The 13,822-nt window shown below is 71.4% G+C and carries 11 protein-coding genes; 2 read left to right on the top strand and 9 right to left on the bottom strand.

The window, feature by feature from the left end:
* Positions 1-71: 71 nt before the first annotated feature.
* The 5 genes from LTL01_RS12690 to LTL01_RS12710 form a co-directional block, all read right to left on the bottom strand.
* Complete coding sequence (locus tag LTL01_RS12690) at positions 72-743, bottom strand: O-methyltransferase (protein ID WP_053548719.1); 672 nt, start codon at positions 741-743, stop codon at positions 72-74.
* Between the two features lie 4 nt (positions 744-747).
* Positions 748-1,557, bottom strand: coding sequence for an SGNH/GDSL hydrolase family protein (locus tag LTL01_RS12695; RefSeq protein ID WP_236968816.1), 810 nt, complete (start codon positions 1,555-1,557; stop codon positions 748-750).
* Positions 1,558-1,629: 72 nt separating this feature from the next.
* Complete coding sequence (gene hisS / locus LTL01_RS12700; protein WP_236968865.1) at positions 1,630-2,886, bottom strand: histidine--tRNA ligase; 1,257 nt, start codon at positions 2,884-2,886, stop codon at positions 1,630-1,632.
* Positions 2,887-2,949: 63 nt separating this feature from the next.
* Positions 2,950-3,564, bottom strand: a complete 615-nt coding sequence (locus LTL01_RS12705; protein WP_082334784.1) for a nucleoside triphosphate pyrophosphohydrolase — start codon at positions 3,562-3,564, stop codon at positions 2,950-2,952.
* Positions 3,565-3,602: 38 nt separating this feature from the next.
* Entirely contained in the window at positions 3,603-4,757 is a 1,155-nt protein-coding gene (locus LTL01_RS12710) for a Na+/H+ antiporter NhaA (protein WP_236968817.1), read from the bottom strand.
* A 78-nt stretch (positions 4,758-4,835) separates the two neighbouring features.
* On the opposite strand from LTL01_RS12710, the gene LTL01_RS12715 reads away from it, so the two are divergent.
* Positions 4,836-7,508, top strand: a complete 2,673-nt coding sequence (locus tag LTL01_RS12715) for a phosphoenolpyruvate carboxylase (RefSeq protein ID WP_236968818.1) — start codon at positions 4,836-4,838, stop codon at positions 7,506-7,508.
* Between the two features lie 24 nt (positions 7,509-7,532).
* Here LTL01_RS12715 and LTL01_RS12720 read toward each other — a convergent pair whose 3' ends face one another.
* Together LTL01_RS12720 and mfd are read right to left on the bottom strand one after the other, a co-directional pair.
* A complete protein-coding gene (locus LTL01_RS12720; RefSeq protein WP_236968819.1) occupies positions 7,533-8,132 on the bottom strand; it encodes a gamma carbonic anhydrase family protein in 600 nt (199 codons plus the stop codon).
* A gap of 31 nt (positions 8,133-8,163) precedes the next feature.
* The gene (gene mfd / locus LTL01_RS12725; RefSeq protein ID WP_236968820.1) at positions 8,164-11,769 is read right to left on the bottom strand and encodes a transcription-repair coupling factor; all 3,606 of its coding nucleotides are present in this window, start codon (positions 11,767-11,769) and stop codon (positions 8,164-8,166) included.
* A 28-nt stretch (positions 11,770-11,797) separates the two neighbouring features.
* Between mfd and LTL01_RS12730 the strand changes: the two genes are divergently transcribed.
* On the top strand, positions 11,798-12,382 hold the full coding sequence (locus tag LTL01_RS12730) for a hypothetical protein (RefSeq protein WP_372461349.1): 585 nt from the start codon (positions 11,798-11,800) through the stop codon (positions 12,380-12,382).
* A 21-nt stretch (positions 12,383-12,403) separates the two neighbouring features.
* On the opposite strand, the gene pth is transcribed toward LTL01_RS12730, so the two are convergent.
* Entirely contained in the window at positions 12,404-12,988 is a 585-nt protein-coding gene (pth, locus tag LTL01_RS12735; RefSeq protein ID WP_236968822.1) for an aminoacyl-tRNA hydrolase, read from the bottom strand.
* 71 nt (positions 12,989-13,059) lie between these two features.
* Entirely contained in the window at positions 13,060-13,698 is a 639-nt protein-coding gene (locus LTL01_RS12740; RefSeq protein ID WP_236968823.1) for a 50S ribosomal protein L25/general stress protein Ctc, read from the bottom strand.
* Positions 13,699-13,822: the final 124 nt, after the last annotated feature.

Genomic DNA, 13,822 nt, shown 5'->3' on the forward strand with positions numbered 1-13,822 from the left:
GATGAGTGGATATCGGGAGCGTCGTCGGTCCGAGACCACTCTAGAGGCGCGGGGCCGTCGCCGCAGGAGGGTCACACCACCACGGCGACGGCGAAGCCGTCGTAGCCCTTCGCGTCGAGCGTCTGGAGGGCGGTGGCCTCGAAGCGCGGATCGCGGGCGAGGACTTCCAGACCCTGCCGCGTCCCCACCACATCGGGTCGGGAGTTCGTCGGATCGGCGACCGCGCCGCCGCGGCCGATGTTGTCGACGATCACCACGGTGCCCGGGCGGCCCAGTCGCGCGGCCCAGTCCAGGTAGGCGGCGTTGGACTCCTTGTCGGCGTCGATGAAGACGAGGTCGAACGGAGCCTCACCGGACAGGGTGGGGAGGACGTCGAGCGCGCGCCCCTCGCGGATCTGCACGCGCCCACCGAGGCCGGCACGATCGAGATTCGCCCGGGCGAGTCGTGCGTTCGCGGGCTCGGCCTCGATCGAGATCACGAGACCGTCGTCGGGGAGCGCGCGGGCGAGCCAGATCGCCGAGTACCCCCCGAGCGTGCCGATCTCGAGGATCCGCCGGGCTCCGGAGATCCGCGCGATCAGATGCAGGAACTTCCCGTTGACCGGCGCGACCTCGATCGCCGGCAGGCCCGCCGCCCGCTGCGCCGCGACGGCGGCGTCGAGAGCCGGGTCCTCCCCCACGAGCAGCGCCGACAGATAGGCGTCGACGCGACGCCAGGTCGCGGAGTCGATATCGGATGCCATCGCCTCAGCCAACCGGCCCCGGACGGTCCCCGTCAACCCGCACGGCGTGGAGGGCTTGGATGATCGCCGGGATGAACGCCTCCGCCGTGCGCCGGTACCCCGCAGCCGAGGGGTGAAAGCGGTCCATCGCGAACATCTCCTCCGGGCGGGAGAGGAAGACGGGCCCGACGGTCGCGCGCAGGGACACCACCACGCCCCCGGCGCGCGCCGCCTCCCGCGCTTGGGCGAAGGCGAGGCGACGCGACAACCGGCCCGCGAGCGTGCGGAGCGGCTGCGGGACCGGCCGCAGCGCCACGAGGTCAGGACACGTGCCCACGATCACCGGGATGCCGCGCTCCCGCAGCGCCCGCACCGCCTCGGCGAGATGCGCGGCGGAGCGCATGACCGGCCGTCGATGGGTGACGTCGTTGCCGCCGACGACGATCACCGCGGCATCCGGTCGGAGCCCGCGCGGCAGCCGAGCGACCTGACCGGCGAGCGCGGAGGACTCCGACCCGACCTGCGCAAGGGTGTGCAGGTGAACCGGCCGATCCAGCGCGCGGGAGATGCCCTTCGCCAGACGTCCGCCGAGAGTCTCCTTGGGGCGGGAGGCGCCCAGTCCCGCCGCGATCGAGTCTCCGAGCAGCACCAGATGCAGCGGCGCGCCGCGGCGCCGTGCACCCCAGACCCGGTCCGCGTCGAGCGCGTCCTCCCCGAGAGGCTTCCCGATGCGTCGGCGCGCGACGGCCGCCTGGCGGGCGAGCGTCGTGCGCGCGAGGAGGGTGAGGATCACCGCTCCCCCGGACACCCGGATGAGTGTGCGGGTGCCCTGCATCCCCGAAGTGGACCCCATGCAGACGTCGCGCGGGTGAACGGAAGGCGACCACACGTGCGCGCCCGCCGGGGCTCAGCTCAGAGGCCGCTGCTCCAGTGCGTCGACATCTTGGTCCGCCGAGAGGGTGACGAACGACCGGTAGCCGTCGGCGGCAGCGCGCTCCAGGAGTGCCTTGAGGTTCTTCGGGCGCTGCTCCACTCGCACGCGGGCCCCGCCGTCGAGCAGTCGTGTCTTCGCCGCCAGCAGCTGCGCCAGCGGCACGTCGCGGTCGTGGATGAGCACGACGGCCGGCGCGCGGCTCTCGCCGTGTTCTTCGAGCAGGTCCACGATGCGCTCGAATCCGATCGAGAAGCCCACGGCCGGGACGTCCTGACCGAGGAACCTCCCGATCATGCCGTCGTATCGGCCGCCGCCGCCCAGCGAGTACGTGACGGCGGGATGGGCGAGCTCGAAGATCGTTCCGGTGTAGTAGCCCATTCCCCGCACGAGGAAGGGGTCGAAGACGACGGGCGCTGTCCCGGTCCCGCGCGCGGCGGCGACGGCCGCGCCGATCCCGGCCACGTGCCGGATGATCTCTTCGTCGATTCCCTCGGGGAGCGCCGCCCGGATGCGTTCCTCGCCGAACGGGAGCTCTGCGGCGGACGCCGGGCGGGCGAGGAACGCGGCGAAGGCGGCCACCGCATCCGCTCCCGCACCGCGCTCGAGAAGCTCGCGCTCGACGCCGTCGGGTCCGATCTTGTCGAGCTTGTCGATCGTGATCAGGACGCCGGGACGCTCGGCCTCGGCGAATCCGAACTGCGCGAGCATGGCGTCCAGGATGCGTCGATCGTTGACCCGGATCTCCGCCCCCGCGAGCCCCAGCGCATCGAGGGTGTCCAGGGTCGCGACCGCGAGCTCCGCCTCGGCGCGCGCGGAGGGATCGCCGATGATGTCGATGTCGCACTGCACGAACTGGCGGTACCGACCCTTCTGCGGACGTTCGGCTCGCCAGACGGGCGCGATCTGCACGGCCCGGAACACCGCGGGGAGCACGCCGCGGTGGGTGGCGTAGAACCGGGCCAACGGGACGGTCAGGTCGTAGCGCAGCCCGAGATCGGTCAGCGACGCGGGATCCTCGGCCGCGGCACGCACCGCGTCGGCGTCGAGTCCGCGGCGGAGGACGTTGTACGCGAGCTTCTCATTGTCGCCGCCGATTCCCGCGTGGAGGCGGCTGTACTCCTCCATCACCGGCGTCTCGATCTCGTCGAAACCGTGCGCGCGATAGCGGTCGCGGATCGTGGCGAGCACGCGCTCGCGGCGGGCCTTGTCGGCGGGGAGGAAGTCGCGCATGCCGCGCGGGGCGTTCACGGAGGGCACCGGACCATCTTCCCAGGTAGTGGCGCGCGACGCGCGTCAGACCGTGCCGGCGCGGCCTTCCTGGGCACGGATGTCGTCCGTGAGGGACCGCAGACGGCTGCGAAGGGCGCGCTCGGCGTCCCAGCCCTCCGCGCGTGCGACGGCGACCAGGGCGAGGAGCGCCTCACCCAGCTGGTCCTCGCTCGCCGGAGCGCCGGGAGCGGTTGCGGGCGCCGCCGTCCCGGGCACCGAGGCCGCCTTGCCGAGCAGCTTCTGAGCCAGGGCGAGCGACGGCATCCGCGCGCTGACGCCGTCCAGGACGCTCGTGCGCGCACTCTTCTCCGCGGCCTTCGCGGCGTTCCAGTGGACGAGCACCTCTTCGGGCGTCGTCGCGACCGCGTCGCCGAACACGTGCGGGTGGCGGCGGATCATCTTCTCCGACAGCCCCCGCGCGACGTCGTCGATGTCGAACGCCTCGCCCCGCTCTCCCGCGGCGATCTCGGCATGGAAGAGCACCTGCCACAGCAGGTCGCCGAGCTCTTCGCGCATCTCGGCGGCATCCCCCGTCTCGATCGCCTCGATGAGCTCCGCGCTCTCCTCGATCAGGTACGGCACGAGGTCGCGATGGGTGATGCGCCGGCTCCATGCGCACCGCTCACGTACCAGGTGCATCGTCTCCACCGCCGCGCGCACGGCATCCGTCGGCTCGATCACCGGGGCACCTCGATCGCCTGATGACGGTGGTGCCGCGCGCGGAGGGAGACGAGCACTCCGGCCAGCACGAGGGAGATCATCGACCCGCCGAGAACGCCGAGCGTCGCCTCGTCGCGCAGGAGCGGCTCATCCGCGAACGCCAACTCCGACAGCAGCAGCGAGACGGTGAAGCCGATCCCGCCGAGCGCTCCCGCCGCGAGGAGGTCGGCGAAGGACAGGTGCGGCGCGACGCCGCGGTTGCCGATCCGCAGAGAAAGCCACCCGGCGACGCTGATTCCGATCATCTTGCCCACGGGAAGCGCCAGGAGGATGCCCCAGAACGCCGGCGAGAGCTGCGTCGGCGTCACCTGCGGGATGACCACGAGCGCGGCCGAGAAGGCGAACAGCGGCAGGATGAGGCCGTTGACCCACGGCTCGAGCGAATGCCGGGCCCGAAGCGCCGGCTGCTGGGCCATCGCGAGGCCCAGAGCGACGCCGGCGAGGGTCGCGTGCACACCGGAGAGATACGTCAGGACCCAGGCCAGGATGCCGAGGGCGACCAGGACGCCGATGAGCAGCGGGCGCGCCGGGGTGTCCATCCGCCTGCTGAGCACACCGAAGATCACCACGGTCAGCGCTGCGAGGGCCAGCAGCCCCAGGTTCAGGTCGCTGGTGAAGAGCACGGCGATGAACACGATGCCCACGATGTCGTCGAGGATCGCCAGGGCGAGGAGGAAGATCCGGATGCCGGAGGGAAGCCCTCGACCGAACACGGCCAGCACCCCGAGGGCGAAGGCGATGTCGGTCGCGGTCGGGATCGGCCAGCCCCGGGACGCGTCCGAGGATCCGGCCACGAGCAGGAACACCGCGATCGGCGTCACCACCCCGCCCGCCGCGGCGATCGCCGGCTGCAGCGCCTTGCGCGCGGAGTTCAGCTCCCCTGCGGTGAGCTCGAACTGCAGTTCGACGGCGACGATGAAGAAGAACACGGCCAGGAGCCCGTCCTGGACCCAGTGGCCGAGCGACATCTCGAAGACCCCGGGGATGCCGAGGTAGGTGTGTTTAGCGGCGTCGACCGCGGGCCCGATCGGCGAATTGGCAACGATCAGACCCAGAACGGCTGCGGAGAGCAACATGACGGCGGGAAAACGCGCCGAGCGCAGGAGCGACATCGAGTGCGAGTGTAGCCCCGTCGTCACACAGCGCCCGCCGTGACGAACGCGTCTCGCCGCGGCGCTAGCGTGGAACCCATGCGTGAACTGACCAACACCGAGGCGATCGATCTCGTGGGGCGCTTCGAAGCCGGTCAGGAGACACCCGAACGTATGCGCGCCGATGTGCGGATGCTGGGATCGCTCCTGGGCAAGGTGCTTCGCGAGAGCGGCTCCCCCGGCCTGTTCGAGGACGTGGAGCGCCTTCGCGCCGCGACGATCCAGGCGTACACCGACGAGACGCCGGAGGCCTTCGCGCGCGCCGCCGCGATCGCGGACTCGTTCAGCGTCGCGCGTGCCGACGAGGTCGCCCGCGCCTTCACCTGCTATTTCCACCTCGTCAACCTCGCTGAGGAGCACCAGCGCGTGCGCGTCCTGCGGGAGCGTGACGGCCGCCCCGAGCGCGAGAGCGCGTCCGACTCCGTCGCGGCGGCGTTCGTCCGCCTGTCCGCGGAGGTCGGCGATGAGACGGCGCTCGAGCGGCTGCAGGCTCTGCGCTTCCATCCCGTCTTCACCGCGCACCCCACCGAGGCCCGTCGCCGGGCGGTGTCCTCCAGCATCCGGCGTCTGGCGAGCCTGCTCGACGAGCACGAGACCTCGCGGCGCAACGGCGCCGATGAGCGTCGCGCCGAGCGGCGGATGCTGGAAGAGGTGGACACGCTGTGGCGTACGGCCCCGCTCCGTCCGGAGAAGCCGTCCCCGACCGACGAGGTGCGCGCGGTGATGGCGGTCTTCGACGAGACCCTGTACACGGCGATCCCGCACGTCTACCGACGCGTCGACGACGCACTGCAGGGTCCCGGTGCGGGCAACCGCGCGCCGGTCGTGAAGCCGTTCGTCCGCATCGGCTCGTGGGTCGGCGGCGATCGCGACGGGAATCCCTTCGTCACGGCGTCGGTGACCCGCAAGGCCGCGAAGATCGCGAGCGAGCACGTCCTGATCGGTCTCGAGCGGACCGCGGAGCGGATCGGGCGGGGCCTGACGCTGGATGCCGCCTCCACTCCGCCGAGCGAGGCTCTGCTCGCGCTCGGACGGCGCCTCGCCGCCGCGGACGAGGAAGCCGCCGGCGAGATCGCCCAGCGCTCGCCCAACGAGCCCTACCGCCGCATCGTCCTCCTCATCGCGAGGAAGCTCGCCGCGACCCGGGCCCGCGATGCGGATCTCGCGTACCGCGATCCCGAGCACCTCGTCGCCGATCTCCGGGTCATCCAGGATTCCCTGGTCCAGGCCGGAGCCGCCCGACAGGCCTACGGACACCTGCAGCAGCTGCTGTGGCAGGTGGAGACCTACGGATTCCACCTCGCCGAGCTGGAGGTCCGCCAGCACTCGGCGGTCCACGCCCGGGTCCTCGCGGAGCTCGAGGCCGGGGGCGAGCGCAGCGAACTCGCCGATGAGGTCCTCGACGTCTTCCGCTCCGTGGCATTCCTCCAGGAGCGCTACGGACCCCGCGCGGCCGGACGCTACATCGTGTCGTTCACGCAGTCGGCCGAGGACCTCGCCGCCGTGCACCGCCTCGCGCGTTTCGCCGTCGGCCCCGAGGGGACGCCGCCGGTGCTGGATGTCATCCCCCTGTTCGAGACGTTCGCCGACCTGCAGGCGGCCCCGGGGATCCTCGCCGAGATCGTCGAGCACCCCGAGTTCGCCTCGCGCCTGGAGGCGACGGGGCGACGACTGGAAGTCATGCTGGGGTACTCCGACTCGTCGAAGGACGTCGGCCCCGTCGCGGCGAACCTCGCGCTTTATCAGGCGCAGGCGGCGATCTCCGCGTGGGCGCGGGAGAGCGGCATCGAACTCACCCTCTTCCACGGCCGCGGCGGTGCGCTCGGACGCGGCGGCGGCCCGGCCAACTCCGCGATCCTCGCCCAGCCCCCGCATTCCGTGGACGGGCGGTTCAAGCTCACCGAGCAGGGCGAGGTCATCTTCGCCCGGTACGGCGACCCCGCGATCGCGATGCGTCACATCGACCAGGTCGCCGCGGCGATCCTGACGGCGTCCGCGCCGTCGAACGAGGAACGAAACCGCGCCGCGGCCGACAAGTACGCCGAGGTCGCCGCGACCATGGACGTCGCCTCGCGCGAGCGCTTCTTCTCGCTCGTCAAGGCCCCGGGCTTCGCCCCGTGGTTCGCGCGCGTCACCCCCATGGAGGAGATCGGCCTGTTGGCCCTCGGCTCGCGCCCGGCCCGTCGCGGTCTGTCGGTGGAGTCGCTCGCCGATCTGCGCGCCATCCCGTGGGTCTTCGCCTGGACGCAGGCACGCATCAACCTGGCCGGGTGGTTCGGCCTGGGCTCCGCCCTGGACGCCGTGGGAGACGAGGGTCTTCTGCAGCGCGCCTACGCGGAGTGGCCGCTGTTCCGCACGATGGTCGACAACGTCGCGATGAGCCTGGCGAAGACGGATGACCGCATCGCCCGGCAGTACCTCGATCTGGGAGACCGCGACGATCTCGCCGAGCTCGTGCGCTCGGAGATGGTGCTGACGCGCGAATGGGTGATCCGTGTCACCGGCGGGACGGAGCTGCTGGCGGGTAAGCCCGTGCTCCAGCGCGCCGTGAAGATGCGCAGTCCCTACGTCGACGCCCTCTCGCTCCTCCAGCTGCGGGCCCTGCGGGCGCTCCGCGCCGCGGACGAGGGAGCCCCGGTGGATCCGGAGCAGCAGCGTCTGCTGCTCCTGTCCGTCTCGGGGGTCGCGGCGGGTCTGCAGAACACCGGCTGAGCCGGTCGGCCGTTCCGCGCCGGCTCAGCCGAGCGGTCGGTCGTCGGCGTGCCGGGCGAGGCTCCGTCCGTAACGCTCGGTCAGCTGCACCATCAGATCCGGCGTCTGGCGATCCAGACCGAACACGTAGCCGGGGAAGTCGAGTTCGCGCTGTGCCGCCTCGATCTCCTCGTGACGCTCGGCGGGGAGGATCCGCATCGGCGCACCGACGGCCACCCAGCCGATCGGCACCACCGTTTCGGGCGGGAGCGTGGTGCGCAGGTGGACGATCGCTCCGATGCGCACGTCGCTGCGCGCCCCGATGTGCGCACCGTTGAAGACCCGCGTCCCGGTGGCGAGGAACACCTCGTCCTCGATCGTCGCCCCCGAGACGCTCGCGAGCGGTCCGATCAGCACGTGGTCGCCGATGTGGACCGGGTTGGTCGCCGTGGAGCGGATCAGCGCATTCTCCATCACGATCACGTGCGAACCGAGGGTGAGTGCGCCGCCCTCCGCCGTGATGACCGCACCGTGCAGGATCTGACAGTCGGGTCCGATCACGACGTCGCCGCTGATCACCGCGGACGGCGCCACGACGGCGTCGGGATGGATCCGGGGCTCGGCCCCGAGGTGTGCGAACTGCATCGTCCCCTCCTCGTTCCCCGACAGCGTACGCCTACCCCGCGGTCTGCTCCGGCTCCGGCCACAGCTGATCCAGAAGCTGCGCCACCCACGCCACCAGCGCCGCATCCGTGAGGATCGCGCCGTCCGCGGTCGGCAGCGGCACCACGAGCGCGTCGCCCCCGGCGAGGAGCTTCGCCTTCGGGTACAGGCGCTGCAGGCGCACGCGCATCGAATCGGGGAGGTTCGCGGGCGCGATCCGGAGGTTCGGGCCCATCGCCACGACGTCGGCGAGCTGGGCGCGCGCGGCCCGTCGGCGCAGGTGGGCGATCGAGAAGAGCCCCTCGACCTCCTCCGGCGGTGCGCCGTAGCGGTCGGCGAGTTCCTCGCGGACGAGGGCGATCGCGCCCTCCTTCGCGGTGGCCGACGCCGCGGCGGAGAGCTTCTGGTAGGCCTCGAGGCGGAGCCGCTCGCTGTCGATGTACGAGTCGGGGATGCGCGCCTCGACGGGGAGCTCCAGGCGCAGCTCGGCGGGCCCCTCGGTCTCCTCGCCGCGGAAGGTCGCGACGGCTTCGCCGATCATGCGCAGGTAGAGGTCGAAGCCGACCCCCGCGATGTGACCGGCCTGCTCGGCGCCGAGGAGGTTTCCCGCTCCGCGGATCTCGAGGTCCTTGAGCGCGACCTGCATCCCGGAACCGAGGTCGTTGTTGACGGCGATCGTCTCCAACCGATCGGCCGCCGTCTCGGACAGCGGCTTCTGATCGTCGTAGAGGAAGTAGGCGTAGGCGCGTTCGCGCGCGCGCCCGACGCGACCTCGAAGCTGGTGGAGCTGGCTGAGTCCGTACTTATCGGCGCGGTCGATGATGATCGTGTTCGCGTTGGCGATGTCCAGACCCGTCTCGATGATGGTCGTCGAGACGAGGACGTCGGCCTTGCGCTCCCAGAAGTCGTCCACCACCTGTTCGAGCTGATGCTCGCCCATCTGCCCGTGCGCCACGGCGATGCGTGCCTCCGGTACGAGCTCGGCCAGATCGGCCGCCACCCGCTGGATCGACTGAACGCGGTTGTGCACGTAGAACACCTGCCCCTCGCGCAGGAGCTCCCGTCGGATCGCCGCGGCGATCTGCTTGTCGTTGCGCGCTCCGACGTAAGACAGGATCGGATGCCGGTCCTCCGGAGGGGTCGCGAGCGTGGACATCTCCCGGATGCCGGTGACGGCCATCTCCAGGGTCCGGGGGATCGGCGTCGCGCTCATCGCGAGGATGTCGACGTTGGTCTTCAGCTTCTTCAGGGCATCCTTGTGCTCGACGCCGAACCGCTGCTCCTCGTCGATGATCATCAGTCCGAGATCCTTGAAGACCACCTGCTCGGTGAGGATGCGGTGGGTGCCGATGACCATGTCGATCGTGCCGTCGGCAAGGCCCGCGACGATCTCCGTGGCCTGCTTGTCGGTCTGGAAGCGCGACAGCGCCCGGACCTTCACGGGGAATCCGGCGAAGCGCTCGGTGAAGGTCTCGGTGTGCTGCTTGACCAGAAGCGTGGTGGGCACGAGCATCGCGACCTGTTTGCCGTCCTGGATGGCCTTGAAGGCCGCGCGCACGGCCACCTCGGTCTTGCCGAACCCGACGTCTCCGGAGAGCAGGCGGTCCATCGGGACCGGCTTCTCCATGTCGGCTTTGATCTCGTCGATCGTCTGGAGCTGATCGGGGGTCTCGGCGAAGGGGAAGGCCTCCTCCAGCTCCCGCTGCCAGGGCGTGTCTGGTCCGAACGCGTGACCCTTGGCCGACATCCGCGCCGAGTACAGCTTCACCAGCTCGACCGCGATGTCGCGGACGGCCCGGCGCGCCTTGCCCTTCGCGGCGGCCCAATCGCTGCCGCCCATCTTCGACAGCGTCGGCGCCTCTCCCCCGACGTAGCGCGAGAGGAGGTCCAGCTGGTCGGTGGGCACGAAGAGACGGTCCCCCGGGTAGCCGCGCTTGGACGGCGCGTACTCCAGCACGAGGTACTCGCGCGTCGTCTTCACCGCGTTGCGCCCCCCGGAGGAGACCTCCCGCTGAGTGAGCTCGATGAAGCGGCCGATACCGTGGGTGGCGTGGACGACGATGTCGCCGGGCTTCAGCTGCAACGGGTCGACGACGTTCTTCCGCCGCGATGCGAGCTTCTTCACCACCCGCTGGTCGCCGCCGATGGTCCGCCCGTAGAACTCCGACTCGGTGAGGACCGCCAGGCGCGCGTCGGCGACTTCGAAGCCACGCTCGAGTTCGGTCACGACCGCGTGGACGACCCCCGGCTCCGGGAGCTCGGCGAGATCGGACACCACGCGCGCGGCCGTGCCGTGCTCGGCCAGGACGTCGCGGGCGCGCTCGACGAGCCCCGCGCCGGAGGCGGCCACCACGACCCGCCAGCCGTCGGCGAGGAGCCCCGCGACGTGCTCGATCGCGCCGTCGACGTTGCCGTGGAAGGAGGGCACCGGAGCACCGAGCACACGGATGGTCGCCGACCGCTCCAGCGCGACGTCGATGTCGATGTCGATGAGACCCTCCGCGAGGGCATCCGCCGCTCCGGAATCGAAGGTGCTGAGGGTCCACCACACGTCCCCGCGCTCCGCGGCGGCGGCACGGAGAGCGGGAAGGGAGAGGAAATCGCCCGCTCCGAGATCGACCGGCGTCTTGGCCCCTGCCGTCGCCGCGCTCCATGCCGCATCGAGGAACTCGCGGTTCGTGTCGCTGAGCGTGATCGCCCGGGTGATGGCGCGCTCCGGCTCGACCAGCACGACCGCGGCCCGTTCGGGCAGATAGTCCGCGAGGCTCACCAGTCGATCGGCGACCGCGGGCAGGAGCGACTCCATGCCCTCCACGGGAATGCCCTCGGACATCTTCTCCAGCATCGACCGCAGGCCCGGGAACGACTCCGTCAGCCCCGCCGCGCGCTCGCGCACGGCGTCGGTGAGCAGCAGTTCGCGGCTGGCGATGAGGGAGACCTCCGCGATCTCCCCGGGGAGGGAGCGCTGGTCGGCCACGGAGAACGCGCGGATCTGATCGACCTCGTCGCCGAAGAACTCCACGCGGAAGGGGTGTGCCGCCGTCGGCGGGAAGACGTCGAGGATTCCACCGCGCACGGCGAACTCGCCCCGGCGGGACACCATGTCCACGCGGTGGTACGCGAGTGTCACCAGCTCGCGCGCCACGTCGGCGAGATCGTGGGCGCGGCTCCCCGCCGTCAGCACCACGGGGCGGATGTCGGTGAGCCCGGCGGCCAGCGGCTGGACCGCGGCCCGCACGGAGGCGGTGATCACCAGCGGCGTGGTCCCGGACCACTCCGCGATCCGCCCGAGGGCCTCCAGGCGCCGGCCCACGATCTCGGCACTCGGGCTCAGCCGCTCGTGCGGGAGGGTCTCCCACGCGGGGAAGTGCAGCATCTCGGCGCCGGGCACGAGGGAGCGCAGCGCCGGACCGAAGGATTCCGCGCGGCGCCCGGTGGGCGCGATGACGAGGACGACGGGCGGGTGTCCCGCCGCACGTCGTCGTTCGAGGAGAGCGGCGACGAGGGGGGCGTCCAGGCCTTCGACGAGCGAGAAATCGGCGTCGACGGATGCCGCGGCGACGGCATCCCGAAACGATTCGGCCTGTTCGAGGGCGCGGAGGATCCCGGGAACTGTCACCGCAGAAGTCTACGGGGCCGCGCCTAGGATGAGAGCCGTGAGCGACCAGATCCCCTCTCCCCCGCCCGGACCGACGCCCGCACCCTCGGGCGCGGACGCGGGGGGCGGGCGGTACGCACCGCCCCCCGGGTACGCGCTCGCCCCGGCACCGGTCGCTCCCTACGGCAATCCGCTGCGTCCGTCCGACTCCCCGTACGGCGTGCCCGTCGCCGGCCCGCCGCCCGCGGCCGCCGCGACGCTCGGCATCATCGCCTTCGTGCTCTCCCTCGTCGCCGCCGTCGGCACCTCGATCGTGGCGGCCGTCGCCGCGTACCGGGTCGGTCTCGGCGCCGGACGCCGCCTCTTCGACGACGCGATGGTCGGTTCCTTCGACTGGTCCTTCCTCGCACCCGTGCGCGGGGACGTGCTGTGGACGGAGATCGCCTTCTGGACCGGCACGGCGCTCGGTATCTGGGCCCTTGTGCAGGGCATCATCGCCATCGTGAAGCGGCGAGGACGGGGCTTCGGCATCGCCGCCGTCGTCATCGCCTGCCTCGGTCCCGTGGTCTTCGGAGTCGTCGTGCAGAGCCTCCTCGCCGCCGGGCTGGCGGCGGGCACGGGCCTGACCGGCTGACCTTACCGCGGCGCGATCTCGTCAGGGACGCGGCGCGTGATGCTTCTGCTGCGCGGCCACCAGACCCGCATCCACGATGTCCTCGACGGCGTCGGCGGCTTCGGAGACGTGCAGCGGCAGGTTCGCGCGCTCGGCGGCGGAGAACGGGTCCAGCACCCAGTCGGCGGGGTCCTGGCGTCCCGGCGGGCGGCCGATTCCGACGCGCACGCGGACGAAGTCGGGGCTGCTGAGCGCCTTCGCCACATCGCGCACGCCGTTGTGTCCACCGTGCCCGCCGCCGGTCTTGAGCTTGAGCGTGTCGAACGGGATGTCGAGCTCGTCGTGCACGACGATGGTCCGCTCCGGGCCCACGCCGTAGAAGCGCGCGAGCCCGGCGACCGGTCCGCCCGAGACGTTCATGAAGCTGTTGGGCTTGCCGAGGACGAGCTTCGCCGCACCAGGACGCAGCCAGGTCTCCGCGACCCGGGCACCGGCCTTGTGCGCGCGGAACGCCACACGGCGTCGCGCGGCGAGCTCATCGAGGACCATCTGGCCCACGTTGTGCCGGGTCGCCTCGTACCGCGGACCGGGATTGCCCAGTCCGATGACCAGCCAGGTCTCCGCCATCACCCACCCCCTCTACGCGACGACCCGCCCGCGACGATGTCGGGGGCGGGTCGCTGCGTGACGAAAAGTCCTTACTCGGACGCGCCTTCGGCCTCGGCCTCTTCGGCCTGCTCGGCGGCGACCTCGGCGTCAGCCTCGGCGATCTCCTCTTCGGCGGCGAGGGTGTCGACCGGGACCGAGACGGCGACGATGAGCGTCTCACCGTCGACGGCGAGGCTCGCGCCCTTCGGGAGCGTGAGGTCGGCGGCGGTGATGCGCGTGCCGTCCTCGAGCCCCTCGACGTCGACCTCGACGTTCTGCGGGATGTGGGTGGCCTCCACCTCGAGGGCGATCGTCGCGGCGTCGAGGTTGGCGATGGTGCCGGGGAAGGGCTCGCCCACGACGACGACGGGGACGTCGACCTGGACCTTCTCGCCCTTCTTGACCACGAGCAGGTCGATGTGCTCGATGATCTGGTGCACCGGGTCCTTCTGCACGTCCTTGACGAGCGTGAGGTGCTGCGTGCCGTTGACGTCGAGCTCCAGCAGGGCGTTCGCGCGACGGATCAGCAGCGACACCTGGTGCCCGGGGAGGGCGACGTGCACGGGGTCGGTTCCGTGACCGTAGATGACGGCGGGGATCTTGCCGGCGGCGCGGAGGCGGCGGGCGAAGCCCTTTCCGAAGTTCTCGCGAAGCTCGGCGTGGACCTTGGTGTCGGTCTCAGTCGACATGTTCTCTCCTCACGGGCATGGCCCGTCTTGATCGAGGGCCCGCGCGTGCGGCCGGCCCAGGGGTCTGCGGGGATCTCTCGTCGCTCTCGCGCACGTGAGGCACGCCGACAGCCTGCGCCACCCG

Origin of the sequence: Microbacterium aurantiacum (genome assembly GCF_021654035.1) — a bacterium.
Classification (GTDB): domain Bacteria; phylum Actinomycetota; class Actinomycetes; order Actinomycetales; family Microbacteriaceae; genus Microbacterium; species Microbacterium aurantiacum.

Bases quoted from the DNA above. Each gene is read 5' to 3' on its own strand.
- LTL01_RS12690 (WP_053548719.1), bottom strand. From the start codon at position 743: ATGGCATCCGATATCGACTCCGCGACCTGGCGTCGCGTCGACGCCTAT.
- LTL01_RS12695 (WP_236968816.1), bottom strand. From the start codon at position 1,557: ATGCAGGGCACCCGCACACTCATCCGGGTGTCCGGGGGAGCGGTGATC.
- hisS (WP_236968865.1), bottom strand. From the start codon at position 2,886: ATGCGCGACTTCCTCCCCGCCGACAAGGCCCGCCGCGAGCGCGTGCTC.
- LTL01_RS12705 (WP_082334784.1), bottom strand. From the start codon at position 3,564: ATGCACCTGGTACGTGAGCGGTGCGCATGGAGCCGGCGCATCACCCAT.
- LTL01_RS12710 (WP_236968817.1), bottom strand. From the start codon at position 4,757: ATGTCGCTCCTGCGCTCGGCGCGTTTTCCCGCCGTCATGTTGCTCTCC.
- LTL01_RS12715 (WP_236968818.1), top strand. From the start codon at position 4,836: ATGCGTGAACTGACCAACACCGAGGCGATCGATCTCGTGGGGCGCTTC.
- LTL01_RS12720 (WP_236968819.1), bottom strand. From the start codon at position 8,132: ATGCAGTTCGCACACCTCGGGGCCGAGCCCCGGATCCATCCCGACGCC.
- LTL01_RS12730 (WP_372461349.1), top strand. From the start codon at position 11,798: ATGAGAGCCGTGAGCGACCAGATCCCCTCTCCCCCGCCCGGACCGACG.
- pth (WP_236968822.1), bottom strand. From the start codon at position 12,988: ATGGCGGAGACCTGGCTGGTCATCGGACTGGGCAATCCCGGTCCGCGG.
- LTL01_RS12740 (WP_236968823.1), bottom strand. From the start codon at position 13,698: ATGTCGACTGAGACCGACACCAAGGTCCACGCCGAGCTTCGCGAGAAC.